This is a genomic window from Methanobrevibacter sp., assembly GCF_051877095.1.
Lineage (GTDB): Archaea > Methanobacteriota > Methanobacteria > Methanobacteriales > Methanobacteriaceae > Methanocatella.
Genome location: NZ_JBJEIO010000014.1, coordinates 14,495 through 30,531, shown reverse-complemented (window position 1 = coordinate 30,531; position 16,037 = coordinate 14,495). Strand labels below are relative to the sequence as shown.

Below are 16,037 nucleotides of genomic sequence, written 5' to 3'. Positions count from 1 at the left end.
AACGTAAAAAATAAATTTATCTATAATGTTTTGAGTTAATTTAACTTAAAACATTCTTAATTTTTTTAAACTAATTTTATAAAATAAAAAATATTGTAGATTTTAGAATTTCTAGCTTTTTTTCACTATTAAATTATCTAATATGTATATCGATTATTTTTCATTAAATAAGAACTCATTTATCTATTTCAGTAATGATAATAAATTTTATATAAACTCAACCAATATATATTAAAAATATATATTCTAAGAACAATTTTTCAGATTTATATACTTAAAAAAGCATTAGATAGTTTTGAAACTGAAATCATAATTTTAACAAAGAGAAGTGATTAAAATGATAAAAGGTGGTGATTTTGGACTTGGAGCAGAAAATAGTGCATTTGAAGAATATTTTATAGGAAAAAGCTACTTAAACATACTTACAGATTCCGACTGTCCAATGTTAGTAGCTAATGTAACTTTTGAACCTGGATGCAGAAATAATTGGCATATTCATCATGCACAAAAAGGTGGTGGACAGATTTTACTATGTACTGAAGGTGAAGGTTGGTATCAAGAAGAAGGTAAAGATGCTCAAAGCTTAAAACCAGGTGTTGTTGTTCAAATACCTGCTAATGTAAAACATTGGCATGGAGCAAAAAAAGACTCTTAGTTTAGTCATATAGCTATTGAAGTTCCAGGAGAAGACACCTCAAATGAATGGTGTGAACCTGTAGAAGATGAAGAATATTTAAAATTATAAAAGTTGATTAAAAATCAACTTTTTAAAAATTTAAATAATAATTGTTTTAATGTTTTTAATTCATTTTTATCCATATTATGCTCTTTTTCCCATTTGATAATGTAAGTTAATATTTCATCTGTTTTTTCAATGCCTTTTGGTGTTAATTTAACAATTTTTCTTCGCCTATTATTTGGATCTTCTTTTCTTGTGATAAATCCTAAGTCTTCAAATTTTCTTAGTATTTTAGATACATAACCATTACTTACACGAAACAATTTAACAAGGTCCTTTTGTGTGCTATTGTCTTTAAATCTTATTCTGAGTAAAAAAGGTAAATCTGATATTGTGATTTCTTCATCCAAATAGTTTTCTTTTATATATTCTCTAAAATCCCCCACTAACTCTTCTACATAATGATATATTAAGATATTTTCAAAATTTTCTTTTTTAAATTGATCAGGTAGATTCATAGATATTACTTTATTTTCACATATATAAAAATATTTCACTTAGAAAATGTTTCATTAGGAAATAGTTATATAATACAACAATACATAATATAGTATAGGTGAAAATTATAGAATATGTAACATTAAATAATGAAGTTAAAATGCCAATTTTAGGATTTGGTGTATATCAAATTCCTCAAGAAGAAACAAAACAAGCAGTTTTAGATGCAATCGATACAGGATATAGATTAATTGATACTGCACAAAGCTATTTTAATGAAAAAGAAGTTGGTGAAGCAATAGCTGAATGTGGAGTTCCTCGTGAAGAATTATTTATAACTACAAAAGTCTGGATTGAAAATTATGGCTATGATAAATGTAGAAAGTCAGTTTTTGAATCATTAGAAAAATTAAACCTTGACTATATTGATTTAGTATTATTACATCAACCATTTGCAGATTATTATGGTGCTTACAGAGCAATTGAGGAGTTATATGAAGAAGGATTAGTTAAAGCTATTGGTGTTTCTAACTTTTATCCAGATAGAATAACAGATATCTGTTTATTTGGAAGAAAAATAATTCCTGCTGTTAACCAAATTGAATGTAATCCACTAAATGCACAATACACTGCACAAGAAAATATGGAAAAATATGGAATTACAACTTCAGCTTGGGCACCATTTGGTGAAGGATTAAAAGGAATGTTTACTAACGAAACTTTAGTAAATATTGGTAAAAAATACAACAAAACAGCAGCACAAGTAATATTAAGATGGTTAATCCAAAGAAAAATTGTTATAAACTGTAAAACAACACATAAAGAAAGAATGATTGAAAACTTTGAGGTATTTGATTTCACTTTAACTGACGAAGATATGAGTGAAATAAAAGCATTAGATGATTCAACAAGTTTATTCTTTGATCATACAGATCCATCAATGGTTGAATGGTTTGATGAAATGGTTGAAGTTAAAAAAAAACAACAAAGAGCAGACTTAGAACAAAAAAAAGGTAAAATGAATTAAAAAGATTAGAAAAACAGATTTATATGTAAATCCTATTGGTCTTGGATGTATGGGATTAACACATGCATATGGTGATGTAATACCACAGGAAGATAAAATAAATTTCTTAAAAAAATCCATTAAAACAGAATATAATTTCTTTGATACTGCAGAAGTCCATGTTGGAAAAACAGTTAATGGGAAAATCAGTGATAATGAGGAATTATTAGGTCTAGCTATTGACTCATTTAGATAGGATGTTGTAATAACCAGTAAATTTGTAATAACATGATGGAACTTCACTTGTTCCTGTTCTCCCCCCATACTATTAGAAAATCAATTGAAGGTACTTTAAATAGATTAAATATTGATTGTCCTGACTTATATTATCAGCATAGAATTTTGATCCTAAAATAGAATCTGAAATGTTATAATGCTATTGAAATTAATCATAGAAGTATCATGTTATTGTTTCTGTTGTATGCAGTAAGTAACATTATTAATGTTATTATTGCACATATTAGGGTTACTGTACTTATCATGTTTTTTCAGCCTCCTTATTTTTTTCTTAGAAAAATATAAATAATAATATATTTAAAATTTTATATTAATGATAGGGATTTACCCCATCATTAATTTTAGTGCAATATATGGCTTGGAGCAGTATTTCCGAGCCATGCAATGAATTCTTGTCTTTCGATTTTTCTCACTCATCCATATTCATCTATTATTTAGTTGCCTAAGGATTTCTATTTTTCAGGAAAAAACAATGATTATTATCAAACATGATTATTGGATTAAAAAGTAAAAACTGAAAGTTAATAATGGCCTGATTAAGGATTTCCACATTATTAATTCTATTTGAACATTTAGTTTCAATTATTTCTTCTTCACCATATATTCAATTTAAACATACTTATTATTTTCCATATAATATAAATTTAAAGAACCATATATCTTATGGAATATAACATGAATTAATTAAATTTCAACTAGAAACTAGCAATAAGTAAGTGAAATAAAAAAAAGAAGTTGAAAAAAACTTAAATCATCACTAACTGTTAAAATAAGATAATTAAAAAAAGAAAAAAATTTCAATGATAATAACTCACATTATTCAAACATTTAAAACTAAAAATTATCTATTTACTTAAATTAGCTCCAATTTCAAAAGCTTTTTCTAAATCCTTAGGAAATTGCATAATCCATTGTTTTTCCTTTGCATCTTGTGAAAAACCAGCCATGTTGAATTTAGAATAATCACTAACTTGAATTGTGTCGCAAACAGGATATGTTACAATTTGCCCGTTTAAAAATGAGAATAAAAATTCTGTACTTGATAAGCTTTCTTTCATGGACTGTTCATAGAACTCAAGAGGAGCATTCATTGTATAGAATATTCCTACATTTACTTTACCTGTAAAATAGCTTGATCCATCATCATATGAAGTTATGCAGAATATTAATCTTTCAATTAATGCTCTAAATCCACTTGTAGGTTGTCCAAAGTAAATTGGAGATCCAATAAGTAATACATCTGCATCTAGAATTTTCTCGATGACTTTTGTTAAATCATCTCTCCAGTAACATTTTCCTTTGGTTTTTTCTTTGAGTTTGCATGCAAGGCAACTTCTGCAACCTGTAAAGACTAAATCATATAAATTGAAATATTCTGTTTGGGCTCCAACGGATTCTGCTCCTTTTTGAGCAGATTGCAATATCTCAGCAGTGTTCCATTCTTTTCTTGGACTTGCATTAATCACAATAGCTTTCATAAAAAAACACCTGTTGCAATATAAAAAGAAGCTAATATTTAGCTTCTATAATTGTTTTTCCATTCATGTAAGGGACTAACACTTCAGGAACTTTAATACTACCATCAGCTTGTTGGTAGTTTTCTAAAATACAACACATGGTTCTTTCAGTTGCAATAGCTGTACTGTTTAATGTGTGAAGGATTTGAGCATCTCCAGAACCTGCTCTACCGTAACGTGTTTTTGTTTTACGTGCTTGGTAATCTTTACAGTTAGTACATGAGACTAATTCTCTAAATGCTTTAGAACCAGGGAACCATGCTTCAAGGTCATATTTAATAGAAGCATTATCGTTTAGAGCAGATGATACTATAGCTATTACTTGATATGGAATACCTAATTTTTGATATATTCTTTCAGTGACTTCCATTAAGTGTTTATGTTGATTTTTAGAATCTTCAGGTGTTGAATATATAAATTGTTCGATTTTTTCAAATTGGTGAACTCTAAATATTCCTAAAGTATCTTTTCCGTGTGATCCTGCTTCTTTTCTAAAGCATGTTGAAAGTGCACAGTATCTTAATGGTAATTCATCAGGAGATATGATTTCGTTTCTGTGAAGAGCTGCTAATGTTTGTTCTGCAGTTGCAATTAAGTACATATCTTCATTTTCTACTTTGTATAATGTTTCTTCAAATTCACCAAGTTCTGAAGTTTCAGCTGCAACTTCCCCTTTTACAAAGAAAGGAGTTTGCATAGGAATATATCCTTCAACTTCAAGTTCAGATAATGCAAATTGAATTAATGCAAGGTTTAGATGTAATATATCTCTTTTTAAGTAGTAGAAACGAGCTCCTGCAATTTCTGCTGCAGTTTCAATATCTGCACCGTCTATTTTATTGATTAATTCTACATGGTTTAAGAGTTCAAAGTCGTATTCTGGAATTTCCCCATGGGTTCTAACTACTACATTATCATCTTCAGTATCTGATATTGGAACGTCTTCATCAACAATGTTCCCAACTTTGTACCTGTAATCATCTCTAAGCTTAAGATATTCATCATTTTTAGCGCTTAACTCTTTAATATCATTAGCTACTTGTTTGGATTTAGCTATTACTTCTTCAAAGTTGCCTTCTTGTTTAGCTTTTTTAAATGATTTTGATAATTTATTTTTCTCAGATCTAAGTGAATTGAGTTTCTTTTCACCTTCTCTCCATAAATTATCATATTCAATTACCTTTTCGACATTTGTTGTATCTCTAAATCTCTTTTTTTCAGAGTCCAAAATAATTTCTGGGTTTTCTCTGAATAATTTTATATCTAACAATTTTTGTCCCCTAATTTTTTAATCAATATATAATATGATTTTTTTGTTTTTTAAATTTAATGATTAAGTCTAAAAATTCTAGTGAAAAATAGTTAAAATAAAAAAAAAGATAGAAAAAATTTATAAAAGTTTTTCTTTAAAAACTGTTTTTAATTCAGTTTTGGTTTTGTCTGTGTAGTTTTCTGAATCTACACTGAAAATTGCCATTTCATAAATGATTTTATTTAATGACAACCCCTTTTCTGTTAGATAATACCTAACATTCTTTTTATCGTATTTATCTACAATACGTCGAATTAAACCATTGTGTTCCATGTCCTTAAGACAACTACTCAATACACGGTTAGACAATTTAGGTTTATTTTCTTTAAATTCATGGAAACGGGATTTACCAAAGAATAAATCATTTATAATTTGTACAACCCATTTTTTCCTAATTAATTGAATTACATTATCTATTGGGAAATTCATTAATTGAGCATTCGCATTCATAATAAAAACTCCAATAAAATTATTATTAATAATGGATTATTTTTGAGACATATAAAGTTAACTATTATAGTGAGTAAAAGGTTACCATAAGTTTTTAAATATCATTCACATATGTTTTAATTGAAAGTACAAAATTTGTATCTTTCAGAGATGGCAAATAAATCAAGAAATTAAAAGAAATGAACATGAAAACACACCTTTTTCCTCCATTAATAACACAAAATTGAGAAAAGAATAATCATGGGATTTTCAAAAGAATTTTTTGAAAAAAGCATTAAGCTTTAATAAAACCTTACTTATAATTCCCTTTTACAATTAATACCTCAAAAAATTCTTACCATCTCTCTTTTATATTTTTTTAATTTATAACAATTTTTCTTCCCATTCCTTAACCTTAAAACCAACTAAAACAAAATCATCCCCAACAACTATCGGTCTTTTAACAAGCATACCATCACTAGCTAGGAGATTTAACTGTTCCTCTTCTGACAGTTCAGGGATTTTGTTTTTTAACTTTAATTCACGGTATTTCATACCACTAGTGTTAAAAAATCTTTTAAGAGGTAAATCAGATATTTCCCACCATTTACGTAATTCAATAGCTGTAGGATTATCTTCCACAATATGTTTAGATTCATATTCTATATCATGGTCATTTAACCAGTTTTTAGCTTTTCTACATGTAGAACATTTAGGATATTGAACAAATAATAATTTAGTTATCTCATACTTTTTTGATACCATGATATAAAATATGAAAATACCATTTAAAATAATTAATGAATAATCATATCTTCATATATTAATAATGCTTCAATAAGAGTATGTTTAACATATTACCCCTCCTATTTTAATTTCATATATTATATAATTAGCTTAGAAATAGTTAAGTATTTCATATGGTTTTTCAACTACATCCAATAAATATTCATTTTCATAGTCATTTTGATTTCCATAACCCCATTTAACAATTATACAATTTATTTTAGCATTTTGAGTTGTTTTTATATCTGTTTTAGAATCCCCAATATATAATGAATCCTCTTTTGATATATTCAATTTACTTAATATTTTATTAATCCCATAAGGATGGGGCTTTGATGGATAATCAGGATTATGTCCTTCAATAGCTGAAAATTTAATGTCTGGAAAATATTTATCCACAAAACTTATAATAGACCCATTTTCCCTATTAGAATTAATCGTAAGAATTATTCCTTTTTCTTGTAATTGATATAAAACTTCATGCATTCCCTCAAAAGGAATAGAATTTTCCTTATCAGATTCTAAATAAATAGAGTTATAAGTTTTTTTGACAAACTCCCTATTTTAAGGTGTGTTATTATCTTTTAGACTTAATGAAACTAGATCATCAATGTTTCCACCTAATATTCCCAGATATTCATCATAGCTTAATGTGGGAAAATTGTTAATTGATAATGCTTTATTAAAACAGATAATAACATCGTTTATTGAGTTAAATAAAGTCCCGTCAAAATCAAAAATTGCAAGTTTTTTCATAAAGACACTCCTTTTTAAATTTTAAGTTATAAATCCAAATACATACAAATCCAATAAATGAACCGATACTCATTCCAATTATAGACCCAAGATATACTCCAAATATTCCCATGCCAAAGGTAATTCCAATTAAATAAGCAATTCCAATACTTAAAATCAATTCTCTAAGCACTGTTAAACCAAAAGACTTGAACCCTGAACCAACACCTTGATAAACATAACCTGCAGTTGCACCAAATGGAATTAAAAAATTATAAAATACTAATAATTGCAGAATCTCTGCTGAGCGATTAATTAGTTCAGAATTGTTTGATGTGAAATTAAAAACATCACAAATTGGATGAGCAAATAATAAAAATACCACAGTAAAGACTAATGTAATGATTAAACTAATTAATGTAGAATATCTAATTGTTTCATTAAAATTTTGCCAGTTACGAGCTCCGTAAGCAACACCTGATACAGTGATTGTTGCAATTCCTATTGCCATACATGGCAAGAATGCCATTGAAATAAATCTCCAAGCTATTGTAAAAGCTGCAACCTCACTAACCCCTGAAGTCATAATGATTAAATAATTCAGAATTATTGCAACTATAGAAAATATAATTTCTTCCATACCTGCTGGAAGTGAAACAACTAATATTTCTTTATATATTTCAAGTTTTGCTTTATAGTTTGAGAATTTGAACTTAAAATATGTGTCTTTTTTAATATAAATCAAGTAAAACATCCATAATAACCCTATAAATGATGCTATTACTGTTGCAAGTCCTACTCCAAAAATACCTAAATTTAAACCATAAATAACAATTGGATCTAAAATCATGTTTAAAATAACTGTTAAAATTAATGGATTGGTTGCTCTTTTAACATCCCCTTCTAATCTAAATATGCTAGCTATCACAATAGGTAGTAAAAATACAATGTTTAGTAAAAATATGATTTTACCATAACTTAAGCAATGCTTACATCACCTGCTCCAAGTAATATTACTAAATCATCTAAAAAGAAAATACCGACAATTAAAACAATGATTGAAATGATAAACGTTAAAATTATTGAGTGCATTATCGCATTATTTGCATCATCAATTCTTTTTGCTCCAAGATATCGTGATATTAAAGAATTAGTACCTGCACCAATACCTGTTCCAAGACCAATGATAACTAAATAAAGAGGAGATATAAATCCTAATGCTGCAAGAGCCTCACCGTTAATTCCTGCAACCCAAAAACTATCAATTAAATTATTTAAAAACATCAAAAACATTGAAAATATAGTGGGAAAAGCTAATTTATTAATTGCTTTTCTAGGATTGCCTAAAATAGATTCAATGTTTTCATTAGTTTTCATATTACTCAAAAAGTTAAAAAAAAATTAAATTTAAATTTTATCTAAAGCTTGATCAACATCAGCTAAAATATCTTCAAGATCTTCAATACCTACAGAGAATCTTATTAAATCAGGAGTTACCCCAGTAGATAATTGTTGCTCTTCAGATAATTGGGAATGAGTAGTTGAAGCTGGATGAGTAACTAATGATTTAGCATCACCAATATTTGCTAAAAATGATATTAACTCAACATTTTCCATGAATTTCAAAGCTCCATCATATCCTGCTTTAAGACCAAATGAGACCATTCCACCATAACCTTTTTCAGCATATTTTTTAGCTATTTCATGGTTAGGAGATGATTCTAAGCCTGAATAAGTTACCCAAGCTACTTTTGGATGTGCTTCTAAATGTTTTGCAACTGCCATTGCATTTGAAGCATGCCTTTCTATCCTAAGTCCTAAAGTTTCTAAGCCTTGTAATAATAAAAATGATCCAAATGGAGAAGGTACAGCACCAGTATCTCTTCCAATTACTGTTCTAATCCTTGTTGTGAAAGCAGAACCTTTAAATTCTTCTCCAAATATTAATCCATTATATGTTGCATCAGGTTCAGATAATGTTGGGAACTTTCCGTTCATCCAATCAAAATCTCCTTTTTCAATAATGATTCCTCCAAGAGTAGTTCCATGACCTCCAATGTATTTTGTTGCAGATGATGCAATAATATCTGCTCCATGGTCAAATGGTCTTACAGAACCAATACCTACAGTATTATCTGCAATCAATGGAATGTTATGACTATGAGCAATTTCAGCTAATCTATCAAAATCAGGAATATCCAATTTCGGATTTCCAATAGATTCTACATAAATTGCTTTTGTTTTATCATTAATAGCTTCTTCAAATAATTCAGGAGATTGAGAATCTACAAAAGTTACACTACGTCCTAAATCCTCCAATGTATTTTCAAATAACTCATATGTTCCCCCATATAAGTTATCTGCAGATACAATATTATCCCCTACACATGTTAGATTAATGATTGTATAAAAAATAGCTGACATTCCTGTTGCAGTAGCATATGCTGCTGTCCCTCCTTCAATAGCAGCCATTCTTTTTTCAAATGCTTCTGTAGTTGGATTGGAAAGTCTTGAGTAAATGTTTCCACCTTCTTTAAGTGCAAATCTATTTGCAGCCTGCTCTGGTGAATCAAATACATAAGAAGTAGTTTGATAAATTGGAGTAACACGTGAACCGGTTTCATCAACCTCTTCTTGGCCAGCGTGTACACCAATTGTTGATATGTTTTTCTTGTTTTTAATTTCATACGCCATAGTAATCACTTAACATATTTGTTTTCAATATAATATTAAAGTATTTCATAAAATCTTTCAACAGTTTCCGGATTTTGATGATTGAAAGATGATGTTCCACCTTCATTTAAATTCATTATTTCAAGCATATCCTCCTCATCAAGGGCAAAATCAAAAATATCAATGTTTTCAGACATTCTATCTTTATCAGTAGTTTTAGCTAAAGCAATGATACTCCTTTCAACAAGCCATCTTAAAATTACTTGAGCAGGAGTTTTACCTCCATTTTTATCACCAATTTTAATTAAGGTTTCATTCTTAAAAATATCTCTTTTACCTTGGCAAAACGGTGAGTAAGCCTGCATCTGCACTCCATTATTCTCCATATTTGCTTGTGCTAGGTATTGTGCATTAAATGGATTTACTTCAACCTGATTAATTTGAGGAATAATCCTTCGTTTAAAAAGGCAAATATCAGTCAACCTATCCGGATAGAAATTAGATACTCCAATAGCTTTGATAAATCCAGCATCATATAAATCTTCTAAAGCCCTATAAGCACCATAATAATCTGAAAAAGGTTGATGGATTAAAACTAAATCAATATAATCTAAACCCAACTTTTCTAGAGAATCATTAACAGAATCCAAACATTCTTCATAACCATAATTGCTTATCCAAACCTTAGTTGTAATAAACAATTCTTCACGCTCAACATTGCTCTCTTCTATGGCCTTACCAACTTCTAATTCATTATTATAAAATTGTGCTGTGTCAATTAATCTATAACCCACATCAATTGCATCAAGAATAGCTTGTTTTGTTTCTTCTGGAGGTATTTGATAAGTACCAAATCCTAAAATTGGCATTTTAATACCATTATTTAATGTTAAATATTGTATATTACCACCTATAAATCAAATAAGTCTTGTACATCAAGCATTACATCAACAATAGCTACATTGAAAGGACATCTTTCTTCACAGTCCCCACATGCAATACAATCAGTTGCATTAAATTTTAAGTCATTATAATGTTCTTTAATACTTTCAGGAACTTTATCATGATATTTTGCAAGGTCAAATAGTTTAATTACCATTGCAATATCAATTTCTGATGTACATGGACTACAATGACCACAGTATGTGCATTGTCCTTTAAATGAGTGTTTTGGAGCATTTTTTAAGACATCTTTATAATTTTTTTCACTTTCACTAGCATCACAATATTTTAAAGATTCCATAAGCTCATCAACTGTTTTTACACCTACAAAAATACTTGAAACACCCTTTTGTTCCAATGCATAATAAATACATTGAACAGGAGTTAATGCAACACCAAATGGGGATGTTTCATCAGAGAGTAAATTTCCACCAGCAAAACCTTTCATCACTGTTAATGCAGTACCATTGTTTTGACATGACTCATATAATTCTGCTCTTTGAGGATTAATTGAAGATAAATCTTCACTGTCATATGCATCTTCTTTTCTATAGTCCATAACATCATCCACAGGCCCAAACATGTCAAATGCAGGATTTATTGAAAACATCAACAATTCTATTTCAGGATTTTGAGCAGCTAATAAAGCAATATCTAAGTTATGTGTGCTTAATCCTATATGAGCTATTGTTCCTTCTTCTTTTAATGTTCTAACATACTCTATAAATGGACCATTCATTATCTCATTGTAATCATCAAGTTGATCAACATAATGAATCATTCCAAAATCAAGTGTATCTATCTGAAACCGTTCCATGAAATCTTCAAAAGCAGGAATTACTTTATCCATTTCTCTTGTTCTTACATATTGATTGTTTTGCCAAGTTGCACCGATATGGCCTTGAATTACCCAATTTTCACGATTAGGTTTAATAGCTCTTCCCAAATGGGAACGTACATCAGGCTCACTCATCCAACAGTCAACAAAGTTAATTCCGTTTTCTTCACAAGCTTTAATCAAGACTTCAGTGTCCTCATAAGGTCTTTCAACCAAAAATTCAGCACCAAAAGCAATTTCAGATACTTCAATACCTGTATTACCTAACTTTCTATATTTCATTAATTTTCCCTCATAAGATATATTTATAAAAGAGATTATTAAATTATTGTGTTTATACTGAGAATTTTGATATAAAAACATTAATTAACATTACCAATATAACATTAACTAATATCTGAAAAAGTGAAACAATGTATACTAAAGAATTTATTTTAAATGAAGTTAACTCAATAAGAAACGATATAGGTCATGAAAAAGTGAGTATTTTTATTGAAGAACTTTATTTTAATGAAAAAACCAATGAATTATGGATCATCACTGAAGATAGACCGGATAAATCAGCTATTATTGGAAAAGGTGGTTGGGTAGTTGGAAAACTCAAGGAAAAATTAGGTCTTCAAAGTATCCATGTCGAATCATATGGTGATTTTCTAAATAAAAGATATAAATTGGAATTGTCAAGAAAGACTATCAAAAACCTAAATTCAAATTTAACTGGACTAGAAAACCTAAAAAAAGCTATTGATGATAAATTGTCAAATATTTACAGTTTTAACTTTGAAAATTATCTAAATGAAAATGAATTTAAAGAATCTGGAAATATTGAAGCAGTTGTTGCATTGTCTGGTGGAGTCGACAGCAGCTTTTCATTAATTTTAGCTAAAAAACTTGGTTTTAATCCAATTGCTGTTACAATTAATCCAGGAACTATTATTCTTCCAAAACAATTTAAAAGAAATATTGAAAAGTTATGCAATGAATTAAACGTTTCTCATGAGTACATAAAAACTGATTATTCAGAGGTTATTAAAGAATCTTTTACAGGTAAAGTTCATCCATGTGGTAGATGTTCTAAAAATACTGAAAAACTCGTAAATGAATATGCAAAGTCAGAAAAGATTCCAATAGTTATCTTTGGAGATATGCTTGCAACAGGTAGTCAATGTATAAATTTACAGGAGAATTCATTATATCGTTTAAACCTTCCAGCAAGTTTAAGTACTGGTAAACAAGAGATAAAATCATTAATCAAGAAATACAATTTAGATACATTCAAGGGATTCGGATGTCCTCTTCTTTATGAAGTTCACAGAAAATTTCCATATATGAAAAAATTTTCAATACAAAGAATCCTTAGAGAAACACGCTCAGGAGCATTAGAACCTGGGGAAGCATTAGATTTAATATGGAGCTTTTACAAGATTTGATACTATGATGCATAAAATTTGTCCTAGATGTGGTTCTAAAAAAGTAAAATGGATCATACCTCAAAATTGGTCTCAATGGGTTTGTTATGACTGTGATTACACAGGCCCTATTATTGAAGGTAATGATGATTTAGCTGAAGAAATCCATGAAAACTATTTAAAAACAAAAAATAAATCAGAAGAAACGGATTAATAGAATAAAAATAAATAGAAGCTGAGCCTACTTATCAAAAAGAACCAATAAGTATTCTATAACATTTTTATTCCATATATCCATGTTGCAATAATAAAATAATTATCCCAACATTATTATATTAGTAATAAAAGTATATAAATATTTAGGTTAACCTAAATATCTTTTTTTTAAAAAAATATAAGAATTTAACTAAATTCCATGTTTTTCAAATTCAGTATTTAAAAATTCCTTAATGTTTTCACGTGCAATTTCAACCATTTCAGGTGCAGGTCCACCAGGAACAGCCCTAATTCTCACATTTTCAACAGGATTTAAAGCTCTTTGAATCAAATCATTAGACAAATTTAATTCATCAAATCCTAGTTCAACTGCAATATCATCAATGAATTTAGAAGTAATATCTTCTTCTGCCATACTATTAGCAGTTGCTTCATTAACAATCCTTCCAACAATTTTATGTGCAGTTCTAAATGGAATCTGTTTTTCACGAACCATAATATCTGCTAAATCAGTTGCAGTTGCAAAATTTTTACCTGCAAGTTCAGCACATCTTTCAGTTTTAAATTCAACAGATAATAACATTTTAGTTACAATAGATAAAGTGTCTTTGGTAACTTTAATTGAATTCCACAAGTGAGGGGTAATTTCCTGCAAATCCCTGTTGTAAGTATATGCAATAGCTTTAAGAATAGTTAAAATAGTAACCAATTCACCATTAACAATTGCACATTTACCTCTTGCAAGTTCAGCAACATCCGGATTTTTCTTTTGAGGCATAATAGAAGAAGTTGAGGAATATTCATCCGCCATTTCAATAACACCAAATTCATAAGTACTCCATAAAACTAGCTCTTCACAGATTTTAGATAATGTAGTACATAAAGATACTAAGTCAAAAACAGTCTCAGCAATGAAATCTCTTGAGGAAACTCCATCCATTGAATTTTCCAAATATGCATCAAAACCAAGTAAATCAGTTGTTAATTGCCTATTAATTGGAAAACTAGTAGTTGCCATTGCAGCAGAACCTAATGGGTTTAAATTAACCCGTTTGTAAGTATCAGCTAAACGTTCATAATCCCTTTTAAGAGATTGTACATGAGCCATTAAATGATGAGCAATAGTAATTGGTTGAGCATGCTGTAAATGAGTAAAACCAATGAAAACATCTTCTAAATGTTCACCAGCCATTTCAACAAGACCTTCCATAAATTCTAAAATACCAATTTGAATATTGACGATTTCCTCTCTTAAAACTAATCTAACATCACAAGCCACTTGATCATTACGTGATTTAGCAGTGTGCATAAAACCAGCTTCAGGACCGATTTTAGAAGTGACATAATTTTCAATAGCCATATGAACATCTTCAACAGAAGGATCGAATACTAATGCATCATAACCCTCCTCTTTAAGAGAATCAAGAGCACATAAAATGTTATCTGCGATTTTCTCATCAACAATACCTTCATGCTTTAACATTGAAGTATGGGCAAAATTAGTTTTAATATCTGCTTCAAAAAGAAGTTTATCAGCTTCAAGTGATGAAGTATAAATAGCAGCTTCATCAGTCATTCCAGTTTTAAAACGACCATTCCTAATATTATCCAAAAGAATCCCTTCATAAAAATGATTAAAATAAATTATAAAATAAAAATAAATAAAAAAAGAAAATAAAGATTATAAAAATCTTATTTTTTCATTTCAGTGTATCCACATTTACCACAAGCGAATCTATCACCGTGATCAGCCATGAATACACCTTCACCACAACGAGGACAAATTGGATTTTTTCTTTCAATTTTGTCGCCATCTACTTTGTAAAGATCAGATTTTTTTACCATTAAAATCACCTATTCTTCATCTTCTGCTTCTTCAGCATTTTCTTCAGGTTCTTCATTTTTAGCTAATACATGATTAGTTTCAATGTATTTTAAATCATCCACAGTTGCATAAACTTTAGCATAACCTAATGCTTTAGGTTCACCGTAGTGAGGTTGTACATTGTCAACTACAAGTAAATCTTTTTTAGTGTTTAATAAAGCAACTAATTTAGATTTAATATCTAAAATTTTAGGAGTTGATTCTCCATCATAATCAACATAAAATTTAATTTCTTTTCTGTTAAATAATTTATTTTCTTTTTCTTCAATGAATTCGATTTCCATAATAAAACCTCATTTAATTTATTCTTTAATAAATCCGCTAATAAGCTTTTCAGCTTTATCTTTTAAATCAGAAACTTTTAAAAGCACTAAACCTTCATTTGGCTGACCATATAAAATGGTAGTTTCTGGACTTGCCATTATGATGCAAGGAAGAACTGCAAGATCTTCTTCCCCTGCTACTTCAATTACATAACATTCGCCAGAGTTAGATAATTCAAGAGCTTGGCCTATGGTTTCCCATAGATCATCAGTAATAGTTCCAGCAGGATTATTAGCTTTTAAAATATGATTTGCACGTATAATTTCATGAGTATGATTTTTTCTTTGAATTACATTATCAATTATACCAATATTTGGATATAATTCATGTTTGGTAAGATTACTAAATGTTGCATCACCAACAGAAATTAAAAACTCAGAAGATTTAATTTCATTAATTGCATCTTCAAAGTTAGGATATAATTTACCTAAGGGCTTTTTAAGCTCAGAAATTATATCATCATTTTCTGTATCTAAACGTAACACAATGAA

19 protein-coding genes and 1 pseudogene are annotated in these 16,037 nt (G+C 28.8%); 5 read left to right on the top strand and 15 right to left on the bottom strand.

What is annotated here, in order from left to right; translation table 11 throughout:
• Window positions 1-337 precede the first annotated feature (337 nt).
• Window positions 338-655 carry a cupin domain-containing protein gene (locus ACI389_RS08275; protein WP_439781055.1) on the top strand — a complete coding sequence of 106 codons (318 nt, stop codon included), beginning with the start codon at window positions 338-340 and terminating at the stop codon, window positions 653-655.
• 104 nt (window positions 656-759) lie between these two features.
• On the opposite strand, the gene ACI389_RS08270 is transcribed toward ACI389_RS08275, so the two are convergent.
• Window positions 760-1,197: a MarR family winged helix-turn-helix transcriptional regulator gene (locus ACI389_RS08270; RefSeq protein ID WP_439781054.1), complete on the bottom strand. Its 438-nt coding sequence runs from the start codon at window positions 1,195-1,197 to the stop codon at window positions 760-762.
• A gap of 98 nt (window positions 1,198-1,295) precedes the next feature.
• Here ACI389_RS08270 and ACI389_RS08265 point away from each other — a divergent pair, with 98 nt between their 5' ends.
• Complete coding sequence (locus ACI389_RS08265; RefSeq protein ID WP_439781053.1) at window positions 1,296-2,204, top strand: aldo/keto reductase; 909 nt, start codon at window positions 1,296-1,298, stop codon at window positions 2,202-2,204.
• Window positions 2,200-2,439 carry an aldo/keto reductase gene (locus ACI389_RS08260; RefSeq protein ID WP_439781056.1) on the top strand — a complete coding sequence of 80 codons (240 nt, stop codon included), beginning with the start codon at window positions 2,200-2,202 and terminating at the stop codon, window positions 2,437-2,439. The genes ACI389_RS08265 and ACI389_RS08260 overlap by 5 nt, the downstream gene beginning before the upstream one ends.
• An 886-nt stretch (window positions 2,440-3,325) precedes the next feature.
• Here the strand turns inward: ACI389_RS08260 and ACI389_RS08255 are convergent.
• The 10 genes and pseudogenes from ACI389_RS08255 to ACI389_RS08210 all read right to left on the bottom strand — a co-directional run bounded on the left by ACI389_RS08255 (window position 3,326) and on the right by ACI389_RS08210 (window position 11,994).
• Entirely contained in the window at window positions 3,326-3,958 is a 633-nt protein-coding gene (locus ACI389_RS08255) for a flavodoxin family protein (protein WP_439781052.1), read from the bottom strand.
• A gap of 31 nt (window positions 3,959-3,989) precedes the next feature.
• Entirely contained in the window at window positions 3,990-5,267 is a 1,278-nt protein-coding gene (gene serS / locus ACI389_RS08250; protein ID WP_439781051.1) for a serine--tRNA ligase, read from the bottom strand.
• A 120-nt stretch (window positions 5,268-5,387) separates the two neighbouring features.
• Entirely contained in the window at window positions 5,388-5,759 is a 372-nt protein-coding gene (locus ACI389_RS08245) for a winged helix-turn-helix transcriptional regulator (protein ID WP_439781050.1), read from the bottom strand.
• A 363-nt stretch (window positions 5,760-6,122) separates the two neighbouring features.
• On the bottom strand, window positions 6,123-6,503 hold the full coding sequence (locus tag ACI389_RS08240) for an arsenate reductase family protein (protein ID WP_439781049.1): 381 nt from the start codon (window positions 6,501-6,503) through the stop codon (window positions 6,123-6,125).
• 132 nt (window positions 6,504-6,635) lie between these two features.
• Window positions 6,636-7,280, bottom strand: a pseudogene (locus ACI389_RS08235) (HAD family hydrolase).
• Window positions 7,258-8,187: an MATE family efflux transporter gene (locus ACI389_RS08230; RefSeq protein WP_439781048.1), complete on the bottom strand. Its 930-nt coding sequence runs from the start codon at window positions 8,185-8,187 to the stop codon at window positions 7,258-7,260. Before ACI389_RS08230 ends, ACI389_RS08235 begins: the two are co-directional and overlap by 23 nt.
• A gap of 50 nt (window positions 8,188-8,237) precedes the next feature.
• Entirely contained in the window at window positions 8,238-8,636 is a 399-nt protein-coding gene (locus ACI389_RS08225) for an MATE family efflux transporter (protein WP_439781047.1), read from the bottom strand.
• Between the two features lie 30 nt (window positions 8,637-8,666).
• A complete protein-coding gene (locus tag ACI389_RS08220; protein ID WP_439781046.1) occupies window positions 8,667-9,953 on the bottom strand; it encodes an O-acetylhomoserine aminocarboxypropyltransferase/cysteine synthase family protein in 1,287 nt (428 codons plus the stop codon).
• A 35-nt stretch (window positions 9,954-9,988) separates the two neighbouring features.
• A complete protein-coding gene (locus ACI389_RS08215) occupies window positions 9,989-10,801 on the bottom strand; it encodes an aldo/keto reductase (RefSeq protein WP_439781045.1) in 813 nt (270 codons plus the stop codon).
• 41 nt (window positions 10,802-10,842) lie between these two features.
• Complete coding sequence (locus tag ACI389_RS08210; protein ID WP_439781044.1) at window positions 10,843-11,994, bottom strand: aldo/keto reductase; 1,152 nt, start codon at window positions 11,992-11,994, stop codon at window positions 10,843-10,845.
• Between the two features lie 131 nt (window positions 11,995-12,125).
• Here ACI389_RS08210 and ACI389_RS08205 point away from each other — a divergent pair, with 131 nt between their 5' ends.
• Together ACI389_RS08205 and ACI389_RS08200 are read left to right on the top strand one after the other, a co-directional pair.
• Window positions 12,126-13,142: a 7-cyano-7-deazaguanine synthase gene (locus ACI389_RS08205; RefSeq protein WP_439781043.1), complete on the top strand. Its 1,017-nt coding sequence runs from the start codon at window positions 12,126-12,128 to the stop codon at window positions 13,140-13,142.
• 4 nt (window positions 13,143-13,146) lie between these two features.
• Window positions 13,147-13,335: a hypothetical protein gene (locus ACI389_RS08200; protein ID WP_439781042.1), complete on the top strand. Its 189-nt coding sequence runs from the start codon at window positions 13,147-13,149 to the stop codon at window positions 13,333-13,335.
• A gap of 192 nt (window positions 13,336-13,527) precedes the next feature.
• Here ACI389_RS08200 and argH read toward each other — a convergent pair whose 3' ends face one another.
• The 4 genes from argH to ACI389_RS08180 all read right to left on the bottom strand — a co-directional run bounded on the left by argH (window position 13,528) and on the right by ACI389_RS08180 (window position 16,031).
• Window positions 13,528-14,949, bottom strand: a complete 1,422-nt coding sequence (gene argH, locus ACI389_RS08195; RefSeq protein ID WP_439781041.1) for an argininosuccinate lyase — start codon at window positions 14,947-14,949, stop codon at window positions 13,528-13,530.
• Window positions 14,950-15,029: 80 nt separating this feature from the next.
• On the bottom strand, window positions 15,030-15,182 hold the full coding sequence (locus ACI389_RS08190; RefSeq protein ID WP_069575404.1) for a 30S ribosomal protein S27ae: 153 nt from the start codon (window positions 15,180-15,182) through the stop codon (window positions 15,030-15,032).
• Between the two features lie 9 nt (window positions 15,183-15,191).
• Entirely contained in the window at window positions 15,192-15,506 is a 315-nt protein-coding gene (locus ACI389_RS08185; RefSeq protein ID WP_432645538.1) for a 30S ribosomal protein S24e, read from the bottom strand.
• Window positions 15,507-15,524: 18 nt separating this feature from the next.
• Window positions 15,525-16,031, bottom strand: coding sequence for a GTP-dependent dephospho-CoA kinase family protein (locus ACI389_RS08180; protein WP_439781040.1), 507 nt, complete (start codon window positions 16,029-16,031; stop codon window positions 15,525-15,527).
• Window positions 16,032-16,037 lie beyond the last annotated feature (6 nt).

What these genes read in the sequence shown, in the direction of transcription:
- ACI389_RS08275 (WP_439781055.1), top strand. Translation starts at nt 338, where the DNA reads ATGATAAAAGGTGGTGATTTTGGACTTGGAGCAGAAAATAGTGCATTT.
- ACI389_RS08270 (WP_439781054.1), bottom strand. Translation starts at nt 1,197, where the DNA reads ATGAATCTACCTGATCAATTTAAAAAAGAAAATTTTGAAAATATCTTA.
- ACI389_RS08255 (WP_439781052.1), bottom strand. Translation starts at nt 3,958, where the DNA reads ATGAAAGCTATTGTGATTAATGCAAGTCCAAGAAAAGAATGGAACACT.
- ACI389_RS08245 (WP_439781050.1), bottom strand. Translation starts at nt 5,759, where the DNA reads ATGAATGCGAATGCTCAATTAATGAATTTCCCAATAGATAATGTAATT.
- ACI389_RS08240 (WP_439781049.1), bottom strand. Translation starts at nt 6,503, where the DNA reads ATGGTATCAAAAAAGTATGAGATAACTAAATTATTATTTGTTCAATAT.
- ACI389_RS08225 (WP_439781047.1), bottom strand. Translation starts at nt 8,636, where the DNA reads ATGAAAACTAATGAAAACATTGAATCTATTTTAGGCAATCCTAGAAAA.
- ACI389_RS08220 (WP_439781046.1), bottom strand. Translation starts at nt 9,953, where the DNA reads ATGGCGTATGAAATTAAAAACAAGAAAAACATATCAACAATTGGTGTA.
- ACI389_RS08215 (WP_439781045.1), bottom strand. Translation starts at nt 10,801, where the DNA reads ATGCCAATTTTAGGATTTGGTACTTATCAAATACCTCCAGAAGAAACA.
- ACI389_RS08210 (WP_439781044.1), bottom strand. Translation starts at nt 11,994, where the DNA reads ATGAAATATAGAAAGTTAGGTAATACAGGTATTGAAGTATCTGAAATT.
- ACI389_RS08205 (WP_439781043.1), top strand. Translation starts at nt 12,126, where the DNA reads ATGTATACTAAAGAATTTATTTTAAATGAAGTTAACTCAATAAGAAAC.
- ACI389_RS08200 (WP_439781042.1), top strand. Translation starts at nt 13,147, where the DNA reads ATGATGCATAAAATTTGTCCTAGATGTGGTTCTAAAAAAGTAAAATGG.
- ACI389_RS08190 (WP_069575404.1), bottom strand. Translation starts at nt 15,182, where the DNA reads ATGGTAAAAAAATCTGATCTTTACAAAGTAGATGGCGACAAAATTGAA.
- ACI389_RS08185 (WP_432645538.1), bottom strand. Translation starts at nt 15,506, where the DNA reads ATGGAAATCGAATTCATTGAAGAAAAAGAAAATAAATTATTTAACAGA.